This is a genomic window from Pseudomonas sp. R76 (assembly GCF_009834565.1).
Classification (GTDB): domain Bacteria; phylum Pseudomonadota; class Gammaproteobacteria; order Pseudomonadales; family Pseudomonadaceae; genus Aquipseudomonas.
Genome location: NZ_CP019428.1, coordinates 1,904,252 through 1,927,147 on the forward strand (window position 1 = coordinate 1,904,252; position 22,896 = coordinate 1,927,147).

Here is a 22,896-nt window from a genome sequence, read left to right on the forward strand (position 1 = left end):
ATGGTCGAAGAAGTAGAAATCAATCGCCTCTACTGGCACAGCCGTCGTGGCATGCTGGAGTTGGATGTGTTGTTGGTGCCTTTCACCAAAGAAGTGTACGCGACGCTCAACAAGGAGGATCGCGACCTCTACGTCAGGCTGCTGACGTGCGAAGATCAGGACATGTTCGGCTGGTTCATGGAGCGCGCCGAATCTGAGGATCCGGAGCTGCAGCGCATGGTTCGGATGATTCTGGACCGTGTCCAGCCCAAGTAATCGCTTCGAATGCCGCTGGCAGGCCTCACGGCTGTTGCTGGCGGCGTATCTGCTTGCCCAGCTGTTCGCGCTGGGTGCCTTGCTAGTGATCGATTTGCCGTTCGCACGCCTTGGCATTCTGTTGTGCCTGGCGCATGCCGCCTGGGTATTACCCCGGCATATTCTCTTGACTCACCGTTCGTCGATTTGTGGCCTGCGCCGCGACGAAGACGGCTGGCAGCTCTTGAGCAAAGAGCGTGGTTGGCACAGCGTGCAACTGCGCCCCGACAGCCTGGCATTACCGTTGGTCGTGGTGCTGCGCTATCGGGTGCCCGCAGAGTGGTGGACGCGTTCGATTTGCGTGCCAAGTGATTCGCAGGCCGCCGATGTGCATCGGCGCCTGCGGGTGCGCTTGAAGTTCAGCCGCCGTAGGTGGTTGGCACCAGAATAGTGTCGCGGGCCTCGGGCAGCATCTGCGGGTAGTCGAGGGTGTAATGCAGGCCACGGCTTTCCTTGCGTTCCATGGCTGAGCGGATCATCAGTTCTGCGACTTGGGCCAGGTTGCGCAACTCGATGAGGTCGCGACTGACTTTATAGTTGCTGTAGAACTCGTCGATCTCGTCCAGCAGCAAGCGCACGCGGTGTTGAGCGCGTTGCAGGCGCTTGTTGGTGCGCACAATCCCCACGTAGTCCCACATGAAGCGACGCAGCTCGTCCCAGTTGTGGGCGATGATCACGTCTTCGTCCGAATCGGTCACTTGGCTGGCGTCCCAGCGCGGCAGGGCGGCCGGCACGGGGATGCGTGGCAGTTGCTCTAAGATGTCGGCGGCCGCCGAACGGGCGTAGACGAAACATTCGAGCAGCGAGTTGCTGGCCATGCGGTTGGCGCCATGCAGGCCGGTGAAGCTGGTTTCGCCGATCGCATACAGGCCGGGCACGTCGGTGCGGCCGTGTTGGTCGACCATCACGCCGCCGCAGGTGTAATGCGCGGCCGGCACCACCGGGATCGGGCCTTTGGTGATATCGATGTTGAACGTCAGGCAGCGCTCGTAGACGGTGGGGAAGTGCGTCTTGATGAAGGCTTCGGGCTTGTGGCTGATGTCCAGGTAGACGCAATCGATGCCCAGGCGCTTCATTTCGTGGTCGATGGCGCGGGCGACGATATCCCGTGGGGCCAGTTCGGCACGTGGGTCGAAGCGTTGCATGAAGCGCTCGCCATTTGGCAGTTTGAGGTGGGCGCCTTCACCGCGCAGGGCTTCGGTGATCAGAAAACTCTTGGCCTGCGGGTGATACAGGCAGGTGGGGTGGAACTGGTTGAATTCCAGGTTGGCTACCCGGCAACCCGAGCGCCAAGCCATGGCAATGCCGTCGCCGCAGGCGCCGTCAGGGTTGCTGGTGTAGAGGTAGACTTTGGCTGCGCCGCCTGAGGCGAGAATGGTGAAGCGTGCGCCGTAGGTGTCGACTTCGCCGCTGGCGCGGTTCAGCACGTAGGCGCCGAGGCAGCGCTCGCCGTCCAGGCCCAGACGTTTTTCGGTGATCAGGTCGACGGCTACCCGTTGTTCCAGCAATTCGATGTTGGGGCGTTGGCGGGCCTGCTCGAGCAGGGTTCTGAAGATGGCGGCGCCGGTGGCATCGGCCGCGTGGATGATGCGGCGATGGCTGTGGCCGCCTTCGCGCGTCAGGTGGAACTCGAATCCGCCGTCGTCGCTGCCGGCATGTTCGTCGCGGGTGAACGGCACACCCTGGTCGATCAGCCATTGGATGGCTTCGCGGCTATGCTCGACGGTGAAGCGCACGGCGTCTTCGTTGCACAGGCCACCGCCGGCGTTGAGTGTATCTTCGACGTGGGACTGCACCGTGTCGGTGTCGTCCAGTACCGCAGCGACGCCACCTTGGGCCCAGAACGTCGAGCCGTTCGCCAGGTCGCCTTTGCTCAGGACGGCAATGCGCAAGTAGCTGGGAAGGGTCAGTGCCAGGCTCAGGCCGGCTGCGCCACTACCGATCACCAGGACATCGTGTTGAAACTGTTGGCTCATTTGAAGGATTCCGCAAAAAGCGATCCGAAGGATTGGCGCAAACAGGACGCCTGGATCGGCGAATCAAAGGGTCACACGGGCCACTAGTATATAGAGGGGGGGAGCGGCACAATAGCCGGGCATTCGTGGCAATGTGAGATTACGGTGCACGGCTTGGGTAAAATCGGCTGGTTATTGGGATGGGAACTTTTTGCATAAGCCCTGACTCAATAGCAGGTTGCCCGAAAGCTGGGAAAACGTTGAGTTTATTGGCCCGTCGGGTGCATTGGACGCGTCAGAAAACCGGCGACAAGATTATTCGCGCAGCCGGCATTGCCCGTGCTGCGTTTTTCGTGTGTGCCAAATCAGTGCGCGCCGGAAACTTGCTTGGAGGGGGAGAACTTTTGCGAAAAGTCCTAGTCTATGTTTGCAAGCCTGATCGTTTAGTTATGCAAGCCTCCTTCAAGTACAACGAGGAGTGTTCATGCTAACCCAGGAAGAGGATCAGCAGCTGGTCGAGCGCGTTCAACGCGGCGATAAGCGAGCATTTGATCTGCTAGTGCTGAAATACCAGCACAAAATTCTCGGGTTGATCGTGCGTTTTGTGCACGACACCCATGAAGCGCAGGACGTTGCACAAGAAGCCTTTATCAAGGCGTACCGTGCACTTGGCAATTTTCGCGGTGACAGTGCGTTTTACACGTGGCTGTACCGCATCGCCATCAACACGGCGAAGAACTATCTGGTGTCTCGCGGGCGCCGCCCACCGGATAGCGATGTAAGTTCAGAAGATGCGGAATTTTACGATGGTGATCACGGCCTCAAAGATCTCGAGTCGCCGGAGCGTGCATTGCTGCGCGACGAGATCGAAGGAACCGTTCATCGCACAATTCAGCAACTGCCAGAAGATTTGCGTACGGCGTTAACTTTACGTGAATTCGATGGTCTGAGTTACGAAGACATTGCGAGCGTCATGCAGTGTCCGGTGGGGACTGTAAGGTCACGGATTTTCCGGGCCCGGGAAGCCATCGATAAAGCCTTGCAACCGTTGTTGCAGGAAAACTAAAGACAGCGGCGACAGCCAAGAGAGGAACCGCCATGAGTCGTGATGCCCTGCAGGAATCGCTGTCCGCAGTGATGGATAACGAAGCGGATGAACTGGAACTTCGTCGAGTGCTTAACGCATTTGATGATGCCGAAACCCGTGATACCTGGTCTCGTTACCAAGTCGCTCGGGCGGTGATGCACAAGGATCTTCTAATCCCTCGTCTGGATATTGCTGCGGCCGTTTCTGCTGCGCTGGCTGATGAAGCCGTTCCGGCAAAAGCTGCTCGCGGTCCATGGCGTAGCCTGGGTCGTTTGGCAGTGGCTGCCTCGGTGACCGTTGCTGTGTTGGCCGGTGTTCGCCTGTATAACCAGGACGAAATCGCCGGTGCCGAACTGGCCCAACAGACTCAGCAACCGGTAATGGCCGGTCCGCAAGTCAAAGGCCCTGCTGTACTGGCTGGCTACAAGGAAAGCTCTGACACTACCGGCCCTATGGCTAATGGTGTACTTCAAGGGCAATCCGGCTGGCAGGATCAGCGTCTTCCAGGCTACCTGCGCCAACACGCACAGGAATCGGCTTTGAAAGGCACTGAAAGCGCGCTGCCATACGCTCGTGCAGCAAGTCTGGAAAACCGCTAAACCGTTAAGGAGCCCTATGCGCGCCATACCGCTCCTTACGCTTTTGCTCAGTGGTTGTTTTGCACTATCCGCCCATGCCGACGAAGCCCAAGACTGGCTGACTCGACTTGGGCGTGCAGAGCAGCAGCAAAGCTTTCAAGGTACGTTCGTCTACGAACGTAACGGCAGTTTTTCTACCCATGACATCTGGCATCGTGTCCAGGACGGTCAAGTCCGAGAGCGGCTTTTGCAGCTCGATGGCTCGGCGCAAGAGGTTGTGCGCGTAAATGGCCGGACGCAATGCGTCAGTGGCACTTTGGTCGCTGGCCTGGGTAATTCCCCTGATGCGCCGTCGCGCGCACTTGATCCGCAAAAACTCACTCAATTCTACGAGTTGGCCGTCATTGGCAAATCGCGCGTGGCCGGTCGTAATGCGGTGATTGTGTCGATCACGCCGCGCGATCAATATCGATACGGCTTTGAGTTGCACGTAGATCGTGAAACCGCGCTGCCGCTGAAATCCTTGTTGCTCAACGACCAAGGCCAGTTGCTGGAGCGTTTTCAGTTCACTCGACTGACCACTTCGCCAGCGCCCTCCGATCGCGACTTGCAGCCCAGCAGCGAATGCACGCCTGTCGCCGTTTCGCAGAGTAAAGCGCCAGAAGTACCCGCCACCCATGCGTGGCACCTGGATTGGTTGCCTCCTGGTTTCCAACTCACCAGTAGCATTGCGCGTAAAGACACCCAGACCAAGTCCACCGTCGACAGCTTGATGTATGACGATGGCCTTGCACGTTTCTCGGTGTTCCTTGAGTCAACCGACGGCGCGAGCGTAAGTGAAACCCGCACACAGCTGGGCCCAACCGTCGCCGTTTCGCGCCGTTTGAACACCGTCGATGGCGAAGTTATGGTGACGGTGGTCGGCGAAATTCCCATCGGCACCGCCGAGCGCATTGCGCTCTCCGTACGCGGCGAAAAGACAGCCGCCAAGCCGTGAGTTGTTAATCCTATGTTCATCCTGACCTTTCAATCTGCGCCTATGCCGGGTTGGGTGCTGAGAGCATGAAATCTCTGGATCATTATTTTCACTTGCAAAAAATCCCCATGTTTTTTATAGGTCAGGGCTTGTCGGCTCTGGCCTTGTTTTGTTCGCGGAACAAAGATGTCGGTCGCAGTTTTCGGCGTTTCTTGAACCCTGTCGCTCAACCCTGCTCGTCGTAACGGGAGCTGTATGTCGATACCACGTTTGAAGTCTTACCTATCCATAGTCGCCACGGTATTGGTGCTGGGTCAGGCCGTGTCCGCGCAAGCGGCCGAGCTGCCTGACTTCACCCAACTGGTGGAGCAGGCCTCGCCTGCCGTGGTGAACATCAGTACCACGCAGAAACTGCCGGATCGCAAAGTCTCGAACCAGCAGATGCCGGACCTGGAAGGCTTGCCGCCGATGTTGCGCGAGTTCTTCGAGCGTGGCATGCCGCAACAGCGTTCCCCGCGTGGTGGCGGTGGGCAGCGTGAAGCGCAGTCCCTGGGGTCGGGCTTCATCATTTCCCCCGATGGCTACATCCTCACCAACAACCACGTCATTGCCGACGCTGACGAGATCCTCGTGCGCCTGGCTGACCGCAGTGAACTGAAAGCCAAGCTCGTCGGCACCGACCCGCGTTCCGATGTGGCCTTGCTGAAAATCGAAGGCAAAGATCTGCCGGTTTTGAAACTGGGTAAATCCCAGGACCTTAAAGCCGGGCAGTGGGTAGTCGCGATCGGTTCACCGTTCGGTTTCGACCATACCGTCACCCAAGGCATCGTCAGCGCCATCGGCCGCAGCCTGCCAAACGAAAACTACGTACCGTTCATCCAGACCGACGTGCCGATTAACCCGGGTAACTCCGGTGGTCCGTTGTTCAACCTGGCGGGCGAAGTGGTCGGTATCAACTCGCAGATCTATACCCGTTCCGGTGGCTTCATGGGCGTTTCCTTCGCCATCCCGATCGACGTGGCCATGGACGTTTCCAACCAGCTGAAAAGCGGTGGCAAGGTCAGCCGTGGCTGGTTGGGTGTAGTGATCCAGGAAGTGAACAAGGACCTGGCTGAGTCCTTCGGCCTCGATAAACCGGCCGGTGCCCTGGTCGCGCAGATCCAGGACGACGGCCCGGCTGCCAAAGGTGGCCTGCAAGTCGGTGACGTGATCCTGAGCATGAATGGCCAGCCGATCATCATGTCGGCGGACCTTCCACACTTGGTAGGCGCACTCAAGGCAGGCAGCAAAGCCAAGCTGGAAGTGATTCGTGAAGGCAAGCGCCAGACCGTTGAGCTGACCGTGGGTGCGATCCCGGAAGAGGGCGCCACCCTGGATGCCCTGGGTAACGCCAAGCCGGGTGCCGAGCGTAGCAGCAACCGCCTGGGCATCGCCGTGGCCGAGCTGACTGATGAGCAGAAGAAGAGCTTCGACCTTAAAAGCGGCGTGGTGATCAAGGAAGTGCAGGACGGCCCTGCCTCTCTGATTGGCCTGCAGCCAGGTGACGTGATCACTCACCTGAACAATCAGGCCATCGACACCACCAAGCAGTTCACCGACATCGCCAAGGCGCTGCCGAAGAACCGTTCGGTTTCGATGCGCGTGTTGCGTCAAGGGCGTGCGAGCTTCATCACCTTCAAGCTGGCCGAGTAATCTGCTGGAACAATAAAAAGCCCCGCGAAAGCGGGGCTTTTTTGTGGGCGATGGGTTTAGCTCATCATCCCTTTTACCAGCCGTTGCTGTTCGATCAACTCACGTTGGCGCGCGTCGATACGTGAGGACAGTGGGAAGTTGTTGCCCGCACGGCGCTTGGCAAAATCCAGTTGCTGAATGGCCTGCTGGAAGTCGCCCACCAATGCAAAGTACTCGGCGCGGGCTTGATGCAAGCCGATGATATTGCCGGACAGCCCGCGCGTTTCGGCGACCTGATACCAGACGTCGGGGTCATCTGGGCGGGATTTGAGCAGCGCATCCAGGGCCTTTTCCGCATCGGCGGTGCGGTTCTGCTTGAGCAGCAAGTCCACCCGCACCTGATTCAGCGGATAGTTGCCGGGGTATTGGGTAAGCATTCGGTCGGTACGTTGCTGGGCATCCGGCAAGCGGTTGCTGGTGATGTCCAGTTCGATCTGCGCCAAGTTGTAAGTGATGTCGTTGGGTGCTTTAGCCAGCAGGGGCGCCAGGCTTTCCCGTGCTTCCTTGAGTTGCGTGCCCTTGATCTGGGCGATGGCCAAACCATAGCGCGCCACATCGTTTTTCGGGTTCTCGTCCAGCTGCGCCTGGAAACGTTTTGCGGCGAGGCCCGGCGTGTCTTCGTATTGCAACTGTACCCGCGCCCGAATCAGTTGATAGCGCAGGCTGTCTTCCTTGCCACCCGGTTTGGCTTGCTCGGCGCGGTTACGCGTATCGGCGATCCGTGATTCGGTAACCGGGTGAGTCAGCAAAAATTCCGGCGGCTTGGCGTCGAAACGGTATTGGCGCATCAGGCGTTCGAACATGGTCGGCATGGAGCGCGGGTCGTACCCGGCCTTTTCCAGGTTGAGGATGCCGATACGGTCAGCCTCCTGTTCGTTCTGGCGGGAGAAGCGACGTTGTTCCTGGATCGCTGCTGCCTGGCTGCCGGCAATTGCGGCGATACCGGCATCACCCGCGCCCGCCGCCGCCGCGATAATGCCGCCGAGCAAAGCGGCCATCATCGGGATTTGCATGCGCGACTGCGCTTCCACGCCCCGGGCAAAGTGGCGCTGGGACAAGTGCGCCAATTCGTGGGCGAGTACCGAGGCGTACTCGCCTTCGGTCTGGGCATTGAGAAACAGGCCGCCGTTGACCCCGACAATCCCGCCAGGGGCGGCAAAGGCGTTGAGCTGCGGGCTGTTGATCAGGATGAACTCCAGGCGCCGGTCATTGACCTGGCTGGTCTCCACCAGTTTGTACACGCTGGTTTCGACGTAATCCTTAAGCTGTGGGTCATTGAGTTGCGAGACCTGGCCGCGCAGGTAGGCCAGCCACGCGCGGCCGAGTTGGTATTCCTGTTGTGGCGAGACAATGGCAGAACTGGCGTCGCCGAGTGACGGCAGGTCGTCAGCGAAGGCCGGAGAGGCCAGCAGGCAAGCCAGCGTCAGCAGGGTAGGGCGCAAAAAAGTCATGCACAAAGCCTTTCGACAAAGAGCTTACTGTAGCCGGACACTGAGCTTCGGACCAGATATTCTAAGCACCCGAAACGCTTGCCCGGAGTAAAACCATGACCGACGCTGTAGCCTTTGATGCCGAACTCGACGCCAGCGGCCTCAATTGCCCATTGCCGCTGCTCAAGGCCAAGCTGGAACTCAACCGGTTGGCCAGCGGTTGCGTGCTCAAGGTGATCGCCACGGACGCAGGCTCGCAGCGCGATTTCCGCACATTCGCCAAGTTGGCCGGGCATACCCTGTTACACGAAGAAGACGCTGCCGGTGTGTACCGTTACTGGTTGCGCAAGGCCTGAACCGTTTGCCCCCACCACCTGAGGTTGATTGATGTTCAAAGTGTTACGAGACTGGATTCAGCGCTACTTCTCCGATGAAGAAGCTGTGGTGCTGGCGGTCCTGCTGTTCCTGGCCTTTACCGCCGTGCTCACCTTGGGCGGCATGTTGGCACCCGTGTTGGCGGGGATGGTGTTGGCGTACCTGATGCAGGGCCTGGTCACCACGCTGGAGCGGTTGCGCTTGCCGGGCGGGGTGGCGGTGGGGCTGGTGTTTGCCTTGTTCATTGGCCTGCTGGTGGTGTTCATCGTGGTGGTGTTGCCGTTGCTGTGGCATCAGTTGATCACCCTGTTTAACGAGCTGCCGGGCATGCTCGCCAAGTGGCAATCGCTGTTGCTGTTGCTGCCGGAACGCTATCCGCACCTGGTGTCGGACGAGCAGGTATTACAGGCCATCGAAGTGGCGCGCGGTGAGATCGGAAAGTTCGGGCAATGGGCGCTGACTTTTTCCCTGTCCAGTTTGCCACTGCTGGTCAACATCATGATCTACCTGGTGCTGGTGCCGATCCTGGTGTTCTTCTTCCTCAAAGACCGCGCAATGATTGGCCGCTGGGTCAGCGGTTACCTGCCACGCGAGCGGGCACTGATCACCCGTGTGGCTGAGGAAATGAACCGGCAGATCGCCAATTACATCCGTGGCAAGGTCATTGAGATTGTTATCTGCGGCGGCGTTACCTACATCGCGTTCGTTGCGCTCGGGCTGAACTACGCAGCGCTGCTGGCGTTGCTGGTGGGTGTGTCGGTGGTGGTGCCGTATGTCGGCGCGGTAGTGGTGACGGTGCCGGTGATGTTGATCGCGTTGTTCCAGTGGGGTTGGAGTGATCAGTTCATCTACCTGATGGCGGTTTACGGCATTATCCAGACCCTGGACGGCAACGTGCTGGTGCCGCTGCTGTTCTCGGAGGCGGTCAATCTGCACCCGGTAGCGATCATCTGTGCGGTGTTGTTGTTTGGTGGGCTATGGGGTTTTTGGGGGGTGTTCTTTGCAATCCCCTTGGCGACGCTGTTCAAGGCGGTACTGGATGCGTGGCCGCGACAAGAGCCGGTGGTGGCGCCTTTGTTGTAACACCTGTGGCGAGGGAGTTTACTCCCGCTGGGCTGCGTAGCGGCCCCCAAAAAAAAGATGGGAGCGCTACGCACTCCAGCGCGAGCAAGCTCGCCACACAAGCTCGCTCCAGGGCAAATCAGGCCTTGTTCAACGCCTGCGCCGCTGCCAACACGGCATCCACATGGCCCGGCACTTTCACACCACGCCATTCCTGGCGCAGCACACCCTTTTTGTCGATCAAAAAGGTGCTGCGATCCACGCCCAGGTATTCCTTGCCATACAGCTTCTTCAGCTTGATCACATCAAACAGCTGGCAAACGGCTTCGTCCTTGTCGCTGATCAGCTCGAAGGGGAATTCCTGCTTGCCCTTGAAGTTTTCGTGGGACTTCACGCTGTCGCGGGACACGCCAAACACTTCGGTGTCGGCGGCCTTGAACGCTGCGTATTGGTCACGAAAACCCTGGCCTTCGGTGGTGCAGCCCGGGGTGCTGTCCTTGGGGTAGAAGTAGATCACCACTTGCTTGCCCTTGAGGGCAGCGAGGCTGAAGGTCTGGCCGCTGGTGGCCTGGGCTTCGAAATCGGCCACGGGTTTGTCGATGGCTACCGGCATGAGTGCTTCCTTCTTACATTGGGTTCTGTGGGCGCCATGGCTCGATCAGTGCGTCGAGGTTCAGGGCATCGGCGAAATCCAGGAACTGGTCACGCAGCCAACTGATCTGTACGCCGGCCGGCAAGGTCACGGTGAACGTGGCGTTGAGCATGGTGCCGCCGGTTTGCGGCGCCTGGTAGGTGTCGCAGGTCAGGTTTTCCAGCTCGACGTTGTGGTCGATAAAGAACTGGCACAGCTCATTGACGATGTCCGAGCGGTAGGCCGAGCTGACATACGCCACATACGGCAGCGCCTGTGGGCGGTTCTCCAGCGCGGCGCTGCGCACCACGTTAACGGTGAAATCGTGCTTCTTGGCCAGGCCTGGCAGGCCAGTCTCCAGGCGCGCCAAGGCGTCCCAGGTGCCGGAAATCTGCAGCACCAGCGCGCTGCATTCGCCGTGGCGAGTGAGGCGGGAGGTCACGACGGCGCAGCGGTTTTCATGGCTGGCGCGGCACAGGACGTTAGTCAGCTCCATGGGGTTGGCGCCGAGGGCACTGATAACAAGGAATTGTTCGCGAACTGTGGGGGTGGACATGCAGCCTTCCTAAAACGATGAGCGGTCGATACGGTGAGGGCTGTATCGATCAAAGGATGAAGGGTAGCGAAAACCGTCGCCAAGGGATAGGAGGTGGCGTTTTCATTGCGTGATCGGTCTGATTTCAGCGTGCTTCAAGGCACGCTTTGGCCCAATGATGGCATTGCCCGTCGTTTAGTTGGCTCAGAACGCATCCTCAGGCGGTACTTCGCTTGTACAAGCATCTTGGCGCCAGTACCATTACGGCTCTCTTTTTCCGGCAGGAGCGGTTGCATGATTGCGGGCAGTATGGTGGCACTGGTCACACCCATGGATGCACAAGGTCATCTCGACTGGGATAGCCTGGGCAAACTGGTGGACTTCCACCTGCAAGAGGGCACCAACGCCATTGTGGCGGTCGGCACCACGGGTGAGTCGGCCACACTTGATGTGGAAGAACACATCCAGGTGATCGAATTCGTGGTCAAGCGCGTCGCGGGCCGTATTGCCGTGATCGCCGGTACGGGCGCCAACTCGACGCGTGAAGCGATCGAGCTGACCAAAAACGCCAAGAAAGCCGGCGCCGATGCCTGCCTGCTGGTGACCCCGTACTACAACAAGCCGACCCAGGAAGGCCTGTTCCAGCACTTTCGCACCATTGCCGAAGCCGTTGATATCCCGCAGATCCTCTACAACGTGCCTGGCCGTACTGCGTGCGACATGAAGGCCGAGACCGTGATCCGCCTGTCCACCGTGCCGAACATCATCGGCATCAAGGAAGCCACTGGCGACCTGCAGCGCGCCAAGGACATCCTGGCCGGCGTGAGCAGCGACTTCCTGGTGTATTCCGGTGACGACGCAACGGCGGTCGAGCTGATCCTGCTGGGTGGCAAAGGCAACATCTCCGTGACCGCCAACGTCGCCCCGCGCGCCATGAGCGAGCTGTGCGCCGCCGCCATCGCCGGCGATGCGGTGACTGCTCGCGCGATCCACGAGAAGCTGATGCCGCTCAACAAAACACTGTTTATCGAATCCAACCCTATTCCCGTGAAATGGGCGCTGTTTGAGATGGGCCTGATGCCGGACGGTATCCGTCTGCCGCTCACCCGGCTCAGCGAAGCCTGTCACGAACCGCTGCGACAGGCCCTGCGCCAGTCCGGCGTCCTGGTTTAATTGAGGAAGCACTACGCATGAAGCGATTGGCCGGACTTTCCGCACTTGCCTTGATTATCTCCAGCACCAGTGGCTGCGGTTGGATTTGGGGCCCGGATGGTTACTTCCGTGACCGCGGCAGCGATTACCTGGAAGCACAAGCAACCAAACCGATGCAACTGCCGCCGGACGTCAATGTCGCCAAGCGCCTTGACCCGTTGCTGCCTATCCCGCGCAACGTCGCCGACGACACCACCAAGGGTGAGTACGTGGTGCCGCGTCCGCAGCCGATCTCGGCAGTGGCGGACGCCAGCGACTACAGCCTGCAGAAGAGCGGCGACAACCGCTGGATCATCGCCCAGCGCCCACCTGCCGAAGTCTGGCCAGTGGCGCTGCAGTTCTTCCAGGACAACGGTTTCCGCATCGACCAGCAACGCCCGCAGACCGGTGAGTTCACCACTGCATGGCAGCGTGGTAGCGAATTGTCCGCCAACATGGCTCAGCGTCTGCAGGCCGGTGGTGTAGCCGCCGATAACGAAGCTCGTGTGCGTGTGCGCATCGAGCCAGGCGTGCAGCGCAACACCAGTGAAGTCTATGTAGTCAGCGCCGAGCGTCCTGCCGGCAGCACCGCTAACGTCGACTTCACCCCGCGTTCGGTCAACATGGGCGTAGACGCCGCGTTGGTCGACGAGATGCTGGCCAGCATGAGCCGTATCTCCGAGAAGGGCGGTTCGGTTTCCCTGCTCGCCGCGCGTGATTACGACACGCCTAACCGCGTCAGCCTCACCGAAGACGGCAGCGGCAACGTCGTGCTGAACCTGGGTGAAGACCTCGACCGCGCCTGGGCCAGTGTTGGCCGCGCGTTGGAGAAGGGCCCTTGGCGAGTTGAAGACATCAACCGCAGTCTGGGCCTGTACTACATCAACGTGGCTGAAAAGGCTGAGAAGAAAGACGACGAGCCAGGTTTCTTCGGCAAATTGTTCGGCAGCAAGCCGACCAAGGAAGAGATCGAAACCCGTGCCGAGCGTTACCAGGTTCGTTTGAGCAAGGTTGGCGAAAGCGTACAAGTCACCGTCGAGAAAAACATCAACACCGTTGCGCCAGCTGAAACAGCGCGCAAAGTGTTGGGCGTGATTCAGGACAACCTGGGCTGATCCGATGCGTTTTGCCGTTCTCGGCAGCGGTAGCCAAGGGAACGGCACGCTGGTCGCCCACGACGACACGTACGTGCTGGTGGATTGTGGTTTCTCGTTAAAAGAAACCGAGCGGCGCCTGCTGCGCCTGGGGGTTCACCCCACGCAGCTGAGCGCGATTCTAGTGACCCACGAACATGCCGACCACGTGCATGGCGTGGGTTTGCTGTCTCGGCGCTACAATCTTCCGGTGTACCTGAGTCGCGGCACATTGCGCGGGATGCGCAAACCCATAGAACCCGCAGGTTTCCTGGCCGGTGGCGAACAGCTGCAGATTGGTGCGTTGAGCATCGATGTGATTGCCGTGGCGCACGACGCCCAGGAGCCTACGCAGTACGTTTTCAGTGACGGTGAGCGGCGTTTCGGCGTGCTCACCGACCTGGGTTCCTACTGCTCCAGGGTGCTGGACGGTTACCGCGACCTCGATGCATTGATGATCGAGTCCAACCACTGTCGAGACCTGCTGGCGCGTGGTCATTACCCGTACTTTCTCAAGCAGCGGGTGGGCGGCGAGCTCGGACATTTGAACAACCACCAGGCGGCGTACCTGGTGTATGAGTTGGGCTGGCAAGACTTGCAACACTTGGTCCTGGCCCACCTGAGCAGCAAGAACAACCTGCCGCAGCTGGCCCGGCAATGTTTTGTCGATACCCTCGGGTGCGACCCGGACTGGCTGCAACTGGCCGATCAAGATTCAGGGCTAGATTGGCGACACATCGCCTAGCCCACCCTTTAGCAAGCGGAGCCCATCATGGAAAAACGTGAAGAACTCTACCGCGGCAAAGCCAAGTCGGTATACAAGACCGACGACGCCAACCGCCTGATCCTGCTGTTTCGCAACGACACGTCGGCGTTCGACGGCAAGCGCATCGAACAACTTGATCGCAAAGGCATGGTGAACAACAAGTTCAACGCCTTCATCATGCAGAAACTCGAAGCGGCCGGCATCCCGACCCAATTCGACAAACTGCTGGGCGACAACGAGTGCCTGGTCAAGAAGCTCGACATGATCCCGGTTGAATGCGTCGTGCGTAACTACGCCGCCGGCAGCCTGGTCAAGCGCCTGGGCGTGGAAGAGGGCCTCAAGCTCAACCCTTACACGTTTGAACTGTTCCTGAAGGACGACGCCAAGGGCGACCCGTTCATCAACGAATCCCACGTCGTGGCATTCGGCTGGGGCACCGCTGAGCAACTGGCACGCATGAAGGAGTTGTCCCTCAAGGTCAACGACGTGCTGAGCAAGCTGTTCGACGACGCCGGCCTGCTGCTGGTCGACTTCAAACTGGAATTCGGCGTGTTCCACGACGGCTCCATCGTCCTGGGCGACGAATTCAGCCCGGACGGCTGCCGCCTGTGGGACAAAGACACCAAGAAGAAGATGGACAAAGACCGCTTCCGCCAGGGCCTCGGTGACGTCATCGAAGCCTACGAAGAAGTCGCCAATCGTCTCGGCGTACCGCTTTAATCGACGCAAGCATCTGATAGCACGGAAAAAAATCGCTTTTGGGGTTTGCTTCCGCGAAACACACTGTTATGATGCGCGCCGTTGGAGAGATGCCAGAGTGGCCGAATGGGACGGATTCGAAATCCGTTGTACCTTCACCGGTACCTAGGGTTCGAATCCCTATCTCTCCGCCATTACATAGAAAAAGCCCCGTAGCTGAATAAGCTACGGGGCTTTTTTGTTCTCGGGCTTTCAACTCTTCTACTCGCTCAAACGTTCGCCCGCTATACGATAAGCCTGCTCGCGTTCCCGCTTACCGATGGCCACCACCACCACAGTGATTTCCTGATCGATCACTTGATAAACCAGCCTGTAACCGCTGCTACGCAGCTTGATTTTGTAGCAGTCGGGCAGGTCATGCAGGCGATTAGCTTCAATACGTGGGTTTTTCAGAATTTCCACTAGCTTCTTCTTGAGCTGCTGACGAAGGGTGTCGCCTAGCTTTTGCCACTCCTTCAATGCTCGCGCATCGAAATCAAGGCTATAGGTCATCTATAGAAACCTTTACCCGTTGAGGAGATGCCAATCGTTCCCGAACGATGGCCATCAACGCTTCATCTTCCTCGGTCATCAGAACAGGCTTGAACGGCAGTTGGCCGCGATCCGCTACGTATTGCAGGGCCTGGCGCATCAGTTCTGAAGGCGTAACGCCGAGCTTTTCCAATTCGAGATAGGCGCGCGCTTTCAGGTCGTCATCGATACGGATACTTATAGACGCCATGGGATAGACTCTCATGTAATGACATTGGTCATTACATTGAATCAAGAGGGGCCTATTGGCAAGCCCGCCGGGATGTATGGCGTTCGCATACTCCCGTGTTACCGCATCACAATATCCATTTGTCATAGAAGCTCCTGAATCCGGTGTCAGCACACCAGCGATCTTTTTGAGGCTAGCTCAGGGGCTTGGGTACACAAGCTTCATTATGTGAACACTCATTACCGCGCGTTTTCAACAACTTGGTCTCCCATCGGATAGACCAGGCAAATGACGTCCAGTGTCTGAAACTAAAAAAGCCCGCTGAACTCAATGCTCAGCGGGCTTTTGGGTGATTGCTGTCTGATCAACCAGCCTGCACCACCAAGCTATTACTCACATTCCTCCCCAACACCAGCACCGTCACAAACCCAGCCCCCACCAGCGCCGTAGCCAAACTCAACAACACCGCACTACCCATCTGATCGACAATCCGCCCGCCAAAGAACGAACCCAGGGCAATAATCACCTGAAACAAAGCGACAAACAGCGGCATGCCGCGCTCCACATCCTTGGGCGCTACGACAAACATCCAGATACTCGCGCAGGCCGGGAAGGCGCCGAAGGCGAAGCCCCAGAGTGCGATCAGCATCACGGCGCCGGTCATTTCGGTGGCGAAGTAGGGGAACAGGGCGGTGCTGGTGCCGATCATCAGCGCGACCAACAGCAGGGTGTGGCGCACGCTGCGGTTGGCGGCGAAACCGGCGAAGACATTACCGATCACCCCGGCCACACCATAAAGCAACAGCAGTGAGCCAATCGTCGGGCCGTCGAAGCCGGAGCTGTTTTTGAAGAACGGTGCTACATAGGTGTACGCCGCAAAGTGCGCCAGGCCGATCAGCAACACGGCGATCAAGCCGACCCGCGCTTGTGGGTTGATGAATAACGCCGGCAGGTCACGGATCTGAATGGCCTTTTCCGGTGTGAGCCGCGGCAGCAGAAATACCTGCGCCAGCAACACCGGCACGCCCACCAGCGCGGTGACCAGGAAGGTCATGCGCCAGCCCATCAGGCCACTGAGCCAGGTGCCTACGGGCACGCCGAGTACGGTGGCCAGGGTCACGCCCATCATGATGATCGAGGTCGCCTTCGCTACGCCCACGCCCTTGGGGGCCAGGCGCCCGCTGAGCGCAATGGCTGTCGCCCAGAAGCCGCCAATGCTGATGCCCAGCAGGACACGGCCGAACAGCAGCAGGCTGAAATCGCTGGCGAAGGCTACCACCGTGTTGGCGATGATCATGATCAGTGTCAGGCCGATCAGCAGGTAGCGGCGGTCCATCGCCCCAATGCTCACAGACAGCAGCGGGGCGGCGAGGGCGGCCATGATGCCGGGCAGTGTGACCATCAGGCCGGCATGACCGGCGCTGATGCCGAGGTCGCTGGCGACGTCGTTGAGTACGCCCACTGGCAGAAACTCGCTGGTCACCAGGGCGAAGGCACCCACGGCGACTGAGAGAATCGCCAGCCACTGCTGTTTGACGCTCTGTTGATTATGTTCAGGGCGGCCACTGGGGGCCTGGCTGAGGCTTGGCATGGTGTTGGGTTCCATAGGGGAATGTCGCTTGAAATCAAGCGAGGCGAGGGCAGGGAAAGTGGAGGCGATTATATGAACCGGTTCTGGCAATCACACAGGCGACCGTTTCGATAATAACCATCAGTGCAATCGATTCGACGCCCCTATGGGATAATTTCGTCTTTCGTACATCCTTTCCGTACGTTGCCTACAGGCAGCGTGTTGCGGCTCTCGCGCTGGCTGCCTATCTTGGTTTCGAGGAATTTTCAGGTAGGAAATCCCACACCGCAAAGGACATGCATCATGAGCAAAAACACGAAAAAAACTTCCGGCACGATGGCTACGTTGGCCGCTGAAACCCTGAATGATCCAAATGCCTGCGCGATCGCCAAAAGCCTTGCCGCCTCAGCGTTGGCACAGAGCAGAACGGATAAGCAGACCAGCGCCGAGATGGAGGAAAAGGCCGGCAAAGCGCTTCAAAGCGATAAATACAGTGAGCAGACCAAATCCCTGGCTGCATCGGTACTCTCCCAAGCCAATAAAGAACGCGCAAACTAAGCGCCTGACGCCGCGATAACGTAGAACGGCCCCGTAGCTGAACCCGCTACGGGGCTTTTCCGTTTGCCGATTTGCAAAAATTTAACGTCTCACCGAATAACTTCCCCCGCTGTGGTGTTCACCCCACAGACCACCCAGGGAACGCCCATGAACACACCTTCCGATCGCTATGACCGCCTGACCCGCACCTTCCACTGGCTGACCGCTGCCGTGGTGATCTTCATGTTTGCCAGTGCACATATCTGGGAAAACCTCGAAAAGGGCACACCACTGCGCAAGGGTCTGCAATCGGTGCATATCTCGCTCGGCATTGCGATGGCGCTGTTGATCATCCTGCGGATTGTGTGGCGTGTGTTTGGCGGCAATCGCCTGAAGGCCGACAGTCACCCAGCGCTTAACCTGCTGGCGAAAATGGCGCATGGTTGCCTTTACCTGTTGTTGGTGTCGCAAATCGTGTTGGGGTTCCTGTTTCGCTGGGCTCAAGGTGAACCCTTCAATTTTTTCGGACTGTTCCCCATTCCCGCGCCCTTTGTGATTGACCACGAATGGCGCGGCACTTTGGGTGGCCTGCATAACAATGTGGCCTGGGCGATCATTCTGCTGGCGGGCCTGCATGCTGGCGCTGCGCTCTGGCATCACTATGTGCTGCGCGACGGCACGTTGCGCCGCATGCTGGCGGGTTCACGCAATGCGTTTCAAAAATGATGTTTCCTCCCTGACGTTACGGAGCATGACAACCATGAAGAATCGCCACGAACACCCCATCACTTACCGCGCCGCGCTGTTCTTCGGTGCATGCCTGGCCGCCGCTTTGCTCGCAGGCCAAGCCCACGCCTCCGGGGATGAATCGGCACCGCCCAAGCCAAACTGCCCCAAAAGCCAGGTCTGGGATACCAAGACCGGCAAATGCGTGCTGCAAACCAGCAAAGCCACCTCCGACGCCGACCGCACCGATTACGCCTACCGCCTGGCAAAAGATGGGCGCTATGACGAGGCGCTGGCCCTGCTCGACACCCTGCAAAACCCGAACACCGCCAAGGCCCTCAACTACCGTGGCTACGCCACGCGCAAATTGGGGCGTACGGATGAAGGCATCGGTTACTACCTGCAGTCAGTTGCGCTCGACCCCAATTACGCCCAAGTTCGCGAGTACCTGGGCGAGGCCTATGTGATCAAGGGCCGCGTCGATCTGGCGCAAGAGCAACTGGTGAAAATCAAAGCCTTGTGCAGCACCACCTGCGAAGAATATGAAGACCTGGCCGAAGCCATCGAAGCTGCGCCCCAGGCGTAAAACCGATGAGTGAACCAGCAGGGGGCGGCTATCACCACAGAGGCTGAGTTTCGTCGCGAGTTGGGCCTGTTATTGCCGCGTTTATGGCGATATGGGTGGGTGTTGTCGCGGCACAAGCATGTGGCTGAAGATCTGGTGCAAGCCACCTGCGTACGCGCACTGGAGCGTGCCGGGCAATTCACGGCCGGCACGCGGTTGGATCGCTGGCTGCTGTCGATCATGCATTCCATCTGGCTCAACGAACTGCGCTCGCAACGGGTGCGCCAGGGGCAAGGGTTTGTCGATGCGGAGCAGGTATTGTCGTTCGATGGCGAGCGCCAGGCGCAGGATCAGGTCTTGGTTGCCCAAGTGATCAAGCGCGTTAACGGGTTGCCCGAAGCGCAGCGGGAAACGGTGTTTCTGGCGTATGTCGAAGGGCTTTCCTACAAGGAAATTGCCGAGGTACTGCATATCCCGGTGGGGACCGTGATGAGCCGGTTGGCGGCCGCTCGCGTGAAACTTGCAGAGACCGCGCCTGCAAAAGCCCAGCCGGAAAAATCCAGTGGAGAACGGCGATGATTCAGACTAACGCACCGTCCGATGAGCTATTGGTGGCTTACCTGGATGGCGAACTGGATGCTGAGCAGCGTCAGCTTATTGCCGATCAGCTAACGGCAAACCCCTCTATGGCCGCGCGCCTGGATGAATTGCAGTGCGCTGATTTGCCCTTCAAGGCCGCATTTGACGCGATGTTGGACGAAGCACCCACCGAACGCTTGAACGCGATGCTCAAAGCCCTGCCACCTGCGCAAGCGCCAGCCATGAGTCGACGGCGTTTCCTGGCTGTGGCGGCGAGTTTTGCTGTGGCGGGTGTGGTTGCCGACCGCCTGTATATGAGCTGGCCACGAGCAGAGTCCGGCCAAGGTTGGCGTGCCTCGGTGGCTGAATACATGGCGCTGTACACGCCCGAAACCCTGGAAAACCTCAACGCCGATCCAGCCTCTCATGCCGCCCAACTCAGCTCAGTGGGCGCGCAACTGGGCCTGCCGTTATCCCCTGACGCCGTGAACTTGCCCGGTGCCGAGTTCCGGCGCGCGCAAATTCTCGACTATGACGGCGTCTTGATTGGCCAACTGACTTACCTGGACCCGCGCCACGGCCCATTGGCGCTGTGCATCACCGCCAGCAAAAGGGGAACGCAGCCCGCCGCTACCGAGCAGCGCCGAGGCATGAACGTGGTGTATTGGGCCAACCCGTCCCATGGTTTTATGCTGATTGGTCGAAATTCTTTCGAGGCATTGCAGGTCATGGCCAGCAGCGTCGAGCGCAGGCTGCCCGCCTGATCTCAGTGGGTTGTCAGCGCTTGCAACGCTCGCCAGCGCGCCGGCGTGGTGCCTTCCCAGGCGCGAAACGCTCGATAAAACGAGTTGGTGTCTTCATAGCCCAGCAGGCAAGCAATCTCTTCGATTTCGATGGTCGGCTCGATCAGTAGGTGGCGCACAACTTCCTGGCGCGTTTCCAGCATGAGTTGGCGAAAACTACTGCCCTCTTCGGTAATGCGCCGCTGCAACGTGCGCTCGCTCATGCCCATTTCGCGCGCCACCTCGACCATCTCTGGGCGACCGCTGGCGAGAATGCGCTTGAGGGTGCTTTTGACCTGGTGGCTGATCGTGGCCGGCGCGGTCGCTTCGGCCAATGCCGCGATCAGTGCCGGGCTCAGCATTTCCAGCAGCTCAGGGTTGTGACTGGAAAAGGGCCGTTCTAAATCGGCAGCGTCGAACACCAGCGCGTTACGCTGCGCGCCGAACCGTACGGCACAGCCGAAAAAATCCGCCAGCGCAGTATTGCCGCTTTGTGGACGGGCCAATTCAACACTGCGCGGCGTGATATGCACCCCGGAGCCGCGGCGTCCCAACTCAGTAAACGTCGCAAATGCCGCGTCGATCAATAACGTTGGCGGGTGCTGCTGGCTACGCAGCCAATCGACGGTGACTGTGCAGCCAGCGCCATCTTCGCTCACCTGCACGCGCTCGGGCGTGCACAGTTGCTTGAAGCGGGCGAGCCGGTGCAGGCCGTCCCGAAAGTCGCGGGCTATAAACGCTGCAAAGCTGGGCGGGGGCAGTGTGGCGCTGTCCATTTGGGTGACCATCAGCAGGCCGGCCGCTGGGTCGGGGTTGAGTACGCCAATGGCTTGCCACAGACGAAAGAATTCTTCGGTACTGACTTGGCGGCGGTCCCTACGCTCATGAAGATTGAGTGTCACGGGGAGCCGTGCCTGACGCAACACCGCCGAGGGCTCCAGCCCAATCGTCCTCAGGGCTTGCCAGAAAACGTCGGGGATATTGAAACGGCTTTGGCGTGCGTCAGACATGGGCCACCTTTGTTTGTTTAATCCGAGGCCGACACACTCAGGTCATGCCATTTCTCGTCGGAGGCTGCCAGGTCTGCCGCCGCCCGTGCTGCGTACTGCACGGCATCGCTACCGATCAGCAAGCGCAGCGGCGCGTCTTTGTTCAGGGCCAGCCCAAGCACGATCTCGGCCACGCGCTCCGGGCCAGTCGGCAGAATGCCAGGAACGTTGAGCAGCTCAACCAGCGCGCCGACGCTTTGCTGGTAGGGCTCGCTGATCGGTGGGATCGTCATGGACGCACCCGACCAATCAGTGCGCATGCCACCGGGCTCCAACACAGTCACTTGAACGCCCAGCGGGTTTACCTCCTGCGCCAGCACTGTGGAAAACCCGCCGACCGCCCATTTCGCACTCTGGTACGCCGCCAGGCCGGCCATGCCAATACGCCCGCCCAACGACGATACCTGAAAGATATGCCCGTTGCCCTGGGCGCGCAGGATCGGCAACACGGCCTTGCTCACATGCACCACGCCGTAAAAGTTAGTGTCGATCTGCGCTGAAAAATCCTCCAGGGTCACATCCTCGACCGACGCCAAGTCACCATAACCCGCGTTGTTGACCACCACATCCAGGCGACCAAAATGCGCCACTGCCGCGTCAACCGCCTCTATGACCTGCAGGTTATTGGTTACATCCAACTGCAGTGGGTAAACCGCATCACCGTATTCGGCGACCAGCGCATCCAATTGGCGAGGGTTGCGTGCAGTGGCAACCACACGATCACCCGCGCGCAAGGCCGCCTCGGTGATGGCGCGGCCAAGGCCACGGAAACTGCCGGTGATAAACCAGATCTTGGACATGTGAACACCTCTTCGTGTGGAACGGCTGATACAGCCAGTGAACGAAGGATGGTCGAATGGTGTTTTTCAGACACTAGCGGGAAGGCGCCAAGTGACTTGCAAAAGGCGCCAATCATTGACTCGCCAACCGCCCAGACAACCGCTCGATAAACACCGTTTCCGCCCGACTCATCTTCTGCTCCCGATTCCACAGAAGATGAATATCCACATCGGCAATCCCTTCATCCGGCGGTAGCCGCCACAGCAGCCCATTCTTCACATCCTCGGCCACCACGTGAATCGGCAGGCAGCCCAAACCGTAGCCGGCAATCACCAGCCGGCGTACTTCCTCCAGGCTCGATGACGACGCCACGATCCGCCCGCTGAAGCCTTGCTGGTCACGAAAGATCGTCAGCGGCGACAGCATCCCGCCAATCTGGTCGCTGGTAAAACTGACGAAATTTTCCGACTGCAAATCGCCCTCGGCCAAGCCGCTGCGGCCGAACAGCGCGTGGTGTTTGCCGCAAAAGAACGCATAACGCTGGCGCAGGAACAGGTGCTGTTCCAGGCGTGGTTGCGGCCGGCGATTCAGGCTCAGGCCCAGGGTTGCGGTTTTTTCCAGCAGGGCGGCGACGATGTCGGAGCTGCGCATCACCTCAACCTCCAGATCCACCCGCGGGTGCTCGCGGTGGAAGTCGGCGAGGAAGTCGTCGAAGGTGTCCGAGTTGATGCGGCTGATCATCAGCAGGCGCACTTTGCCGAGCACTTCATCGCCGGGTTTTTGCAGGGCATTGCTCATCTGCGACACCTGCCCGTACATCTCGCCGGCGATGGCGAAGATCTGTTCGCCGGCTTCAGTCAGCACGAAGCGCGGGCCACGGCGGGCGATGAGTTGGCAGCCGAGCTGTTCTTCCAGGCGCTTGAGCGCCTGGCTGATCGCCGGTTGGGTCAGGTGCAGGCGCGCGGCAGCGCGGCTGATGCTCAGTTCCTGGCCGATAACACGGAAAGTCCGCAGCAGATTCCAGTCCAATCGGTCGTTGAGCAGTGGGTGAACATCGCGGCGGAATTCGGGCATGGCGCAGCTCGATAATAAGCAGGATTTATAA

27 protein-coding genes and 1 tRNA gene are annotated in these 22,896 nt (G+C 59.3%); 18 read left to right on the forward strand and 10 right to left on the reverse strand.

What is annotated here, in order from left to right; translation table 11 throughout:
• Both PspR76_RS08650 and PspR76_RS08655 read left to right on the forward strand, forming a co-directional pair.
• The gene (locus tag PspR76_RS08650) at window positions 1-255 is read left to right on the forward strand and encodes an FAD assembly factor SdhE (protein WP_159954821.1); all 255 of its coding nucleotides are present in this window, start codon (window positions 1-3) and stop codon (window positions 253-255) included.
• Window positions 239-685 (forward strand): protein YgfX, encoded by a 447-nt coding sequence (locus PspR76_RS08655; protein ID WP_159954822.1) that lies wholly within the window; start codon window positions 239-241, stop codon window positions 683-685. Before PspR76_RS08650 ends, PspR76_RS08655 begins: the two co-directional genes overlap by 17 nt.
• On the opposite strand, the gene nadB is transcribed toward PspR76_RS08655, so the two are convergent.
• Window positions 654-2,270, reverse strand: coding sequence for an L-aspartate oxidase (gene nadB, locus PspR76_RS08660; protein WP_159954823.1), 1,617 nt, complete (start codon window positions 2,268-2,270; stop codon window positions 654-656). The genes PspR76_RS08655 and nadB overlap by 32 nt on opposite strands.
• A 463-nt stretch (window positions 2,271-2,733) precedes the next feature.
• Between nadB and rpoE the strand changes: the two genes are divergently transcribed.
• The 4 genes from rpoE to PspR76_RS08680 all read left to right on the forward strand — a co-directional run bounded on the left by rpoE (window position 2,734) and on the right by PspR76_RS08680 (window position 6,582).
• Complete coding sequence (gene rpoE, locus PspR76_RS08665; protein WP_003172477.1) at window positions 2,734-3,315, forward strand: RNA polymerase sigma factor RpoE; 582 nt, start codon at window positions 2,734-2,736, stop codon at window positions 3,313-3,315.
• 32 nt (window positions 3,316-3,347) lie between these two features.
• Window positions 3,348-3,935 carry a sigma-E factor negative regulatory protein gene (locus PspR76_RS08670; protein ID WP_003172479.1) on the forward strand — a complete coding sequence of 196 codons (588 nt, stop codon included), beginning with the start codon at window positions 3,348-3,350 and terminating at the stop codon, window positions 3,933-3,935.
• A 16-nt stretch (window positions 3,936-3,951) separates the two neighbouring features.
• Window positions 3,952-4,911, forward strand: coding sequence for a MucB/RseB C-terminal domain-containing protein (locus tag PspR76_RS08675; RefSeq protein WP_159954824.1), 960 nt, complete (start codon window positions 3,952-3,954; stop codon window positions 4,909-4,911).
• Window positions 4,912-5,145: 234 nt separating this feature from the next.
• Complete coding sequence (locus PspR76_RS08680) at window positions 5,146-6,582, forward strand: DegQ family serine endoprotease (protein ID WP_159954825.1); 1,437 nt, start codon at window positions 5,146-5,148, stop codon at window positions 6,580-6,582.
• 56 nt (window positions 6,583-6,638) lie between these two features.
• On the opposite strand, the gene PspR76_RS08685 is transcribed toward PspR76_RS08680, so the two are convergent.
• Window positions 6,639-8,072, reverse strand: coding sequence for a M48 family metalloprotease (locus PspR76_RS08685; RefSeq protein WP_159954826.1), 1,434 nt, complete (start codon window positions 8,070-8,072; stop codon window positions 6,639-6,641).
• Window positions 8,073-8,167: 95 nt separating this feature from the next.
• Between PspR76_RS08685 and PspR76_RS08690 the strand changes: the two genes are divergently transcribed.
• Together PspR76_RS08690 and PspR76_RS08695 are read left to right on the forward strand one after the other, a co-directional pair.
• The gene (locus PspR76_RS08690; protein ID WP_159954827.1) at window positions 8,168-8,407 is read left to right on the forward strand and encodes a sulfurtransferase TusA family protein; all 240 of its coding nucleotides are present in this window, start codon (window positions 8,168-8,170) and stop codon (window positions 8,405-8,407) included.
• 31 nt (window positions 8,408-8,438) lie between these two features.
• The gene (locus PspR76_RS08695; protein WP_159954828.1) at window positions 8,439-9,509 is read left to right on the forward strand and encodes an AI-2E family transporter; all 1,071 of its coding nucleotides are present in this window, start codon (window positions 8,439-8,441) and stop codon (window positions 9,507-9,509) included.
• Window positions 9,510-9,627: 118 nt separating this feature from the next.
• On the opposite strand, the gene PspR76_RS08700 is transcribed toward PspR76_RS08695, so the two are convergent.
• Together PspR76_RS08700 and PspR76_RS08705 are read right to left on the reverse strand one after the other, a co-directional pair.
• The gene (locus PspR76_RS08700; protein WP_159954829.1) at window positions 9,628-10,101 is read right to left on the reverse strand and encodes a peroxiredoxin; all 474 of its coding nucleotides are present in this window, start codon (window positions 10,099-10,101) and stop codon (window positions 9,628-9,630) included.
• A gap of 13 nt (window positions 10,102-10,114) precedes the next feature.
• Window positions 10,115-10,675: a glycine cleavage system protein R gene (locus PspR76_RS08705; protein WP_003172487.1), complete on the reverse strand. Its 561-nt coding sequence runs from the start codon at window positions 10,673-10,675 to the stop codon at window positions 10,115-10,117.
• Window positions 10,676-10,948: 273 nt separating this feature from the next.
• Between PspR76_RS08705 and dapA the strand changes: the two genes are divergently transcribed.
• From dapA to PspR76_RS08730, 5 genes are all read left to right on the forward strand, one after another.
• Complete coding sequence (dapA, locus tag PspR76_RS08710) at window positions 10,949-11,827, forward strand: 4-hydroxy-tetrahydrodipicolinate synthase (protein WP_159954830.1); 879 nt, start codon at window positions 10,949-10,951, stop codon at window positions 11,825-11,827.
• Window positions 11,828-11,844: 17 nt separating this feature from the next.
• Window positions 11,845-12,960, forward strand: a complete 1,116-nt coding sequence (bamC, locus tag PspR76_RS08715; protein WP_159954831.1) for an outer membrane protein assembly factor BamC — start codon at window positions 11,845-11,847, stop codon at window positions 12,958-12,960.
• 4 nt (window positions 12,961-12,964) lie between these two features.
• Window positions 12,965-13,723, forward strand: a complete 759-nt coding sequence (locus PspR76_RS08720) for an MBL fold metallo-hydrolase (protein WP_159954832.1) — start codon at window positions 12,965-12,967, stop codon at window positions 13,721-13,723.
• Window positions 13,724-13,750: 27 nt separating this feature from the next.
• Window positions 13,751-14,464, forward strand: a complete 714-nt coding sequence (gene purC / locus PspR76_RS08725) for a phosphoribosylaminoimidazolesuccinocarboxamide synthase (RefSeq protein ID WP_010212191.1) — start codon at window positions 13,751-13,753, stop codon at window positions 14,462-14,464.
• 83 nt (window positions 14,465-14,547) lie between these two features.
• Window positions 14,548-14,637: transfer RNA gene (locus tag PspR76_RS08730), tRNA-Ser, on the forward strand.
• Between the two features lie 67 nt (window positions 14,638-14,704).
• Here the strand turns inward: PspR76_RS08730 and PspR76_RS08735 are convergent.
• The 3 genes from PspR76_RS08735 to PspR76_RS08745 form a co-directional block, all read right to left on the reverse strand.
• The gene (locus PspR76_RS08735) at window positions 14,705-14,995 is read right to left on the reverse strand and encodes a type II toxin-antitoxin system RelE family toxin (protein ID WP_159954833.1); all 291 of its coding nucleotides are present in this window, start codon (window positions 14,993-14,995) and stop codon (window positions 14,705-14,707) included.
• Entirely contained in the window at window positions 14,985-15,224 is a 240-nt protein-coding gene (locus PspR76_RS08740; RefSeq protein WP_159954834.1) for a type II toxin-antitoxin system RelB/DinJ family antitoxin, read from the reverse strand. The genes PspR76_RS08735 and PspR76_RS08740 overlap by 11 nt, the downstream gene beginning before the upstream one ends.
• Window positions 15,225-15,567: 343 nt before the next feature.
• Entirely contained in the window at window positions 15,568-16,794 is a 1,227-nt protein-coding gene (locus PspR76_RS08745; RefSeq protein ID WP_159954835.1) for an MFS transporter, read from the reverse strand.
• A 282-nt stretch (window positions 16,795-17,076) separates the two neighbouring features.
• On the opposite strand from PspR76_RS08745, the gene PspR76_RS08750 reads away from it, so the two are divergent.
• The 5 genes from PspR76_RS08750 to PspR76_RS08770 all read left to right on the forward strand — a co-directional run bounded on the left by PspR76_RS08750 (window position 17,077) and on the right by PspR76_RS08770 (window position 19,944).
• A complete protein-coding gene (locus PspR76_RS08750; protein ID WP_159954836.1) occupies window positions 17,077-17,331 on the forward strand; it encodes a hypothetical protein in 255 nt (84 codons plus the stop codon).
• A 147-nt stretch (window positions 17,332-17,478) separates the two neighbouring features.
• Complete coding sequence (locus PspR76_RS08755) at window positions 17,479-18,036, forward strand: cytochrome b (RefSeq protein WP_159954837.1); 558 nt, start codon at window positions 17,479-17,481, stop codon at window positions 18,034-18,036.
• 34 nt (window positions 18,037-18,070) lie between these two features.
• Window positions 18,071-18,622, forward strand: a complete 552-nt coding sequence (locus PspR76_RS08760; RefSeq protein WP_174245597.1) for a tetratricopeptide repeat protein — start codon at window positions 18,071-18,073, stop codon at window positions 18,620-18,622.
• Between the two features lie 60 nt (window positions 18,623-18,682).
• Window positions 18,683-19,180: an RNA polymerase sigma factor gene (locus PspR76_RS08765; RefSeq protein WP_159961367.1), complete on the forward strand. Its 498-nt coding sequence runs from the start codon at window positions 18,683-18,685 to the stop codon at window positions 19,178-19,180.
• Window positions 19,177-19,944 carry an anti-sigma factor family protein gene (locus PspR76_RS08770; RefSeq protein WP_159954838.1) on the forward strand — a complete coding sequence of 256 codons (768 nt, stop codon included), beginning with the start codon at window positions 19,177-19,179 and terminating at the stop codon, window positions 19,942-19,944. The genes PspR76_RS08765 and PspR76_RS08770 overlap by 4 nt, the downstream gene beginning before the upstream one ends.
• Window positions 19,945-19,946: 2 nt before the next feature.
• On the opposite strand, the gene PspR76_RS08775 is transcribed toward PspR76_RS08770, so the two are convergent.
• The 3 genes from PspR76_RS08775 to PspR76_RS08785 all read right to left on the reverse strand — a co-directional run bounded on the left by PspR76_RS08775 (window position 19,947) and on the right by PspR76_RS08785 (window position 22,865).
• Window positions 19,947-20,972, reverse strand: coding sequence for an AraC family transcriptional regulator (locus PspR76_RS08775; protein WP_159954839.1), 1,026 nt, complete (start codon window positions 20,970-20,972; stop codon window positions 19,947-19,949).
• Between the two features lie 17 nt (window positions 20,973-20,989).
• The gene (locus PspR76_RS08780; RefSeq protein ID WP_159954840.1) at window positions 20,990-21,811 is read right to left on the reverse strand and encodes an SDR family NAD(P)-dependent oxidoreductase; all 822 of its coding nucleotides are present in this window, start codon (window positions 21,809-21,811) and stop codon (window positions 20,990-20,992) included.
• 112 nt (window positions 21,812-21,923) lie between these two features.
• The gene (locus PspR76_RS08785; RefSeq protein WP_159954841.1) at window positions 21,924-22,865 is read right to left on the reverse strand and encodes a LysR family transcriptional regulator; all 942 of its coding nucleotides are present in this window, start codon (window positions 22,863-22,865) and stop codon (window positions 21,924-21,926) included.
• Window positions 22,866-22,896: the final 31 nt, after the last annotated feature.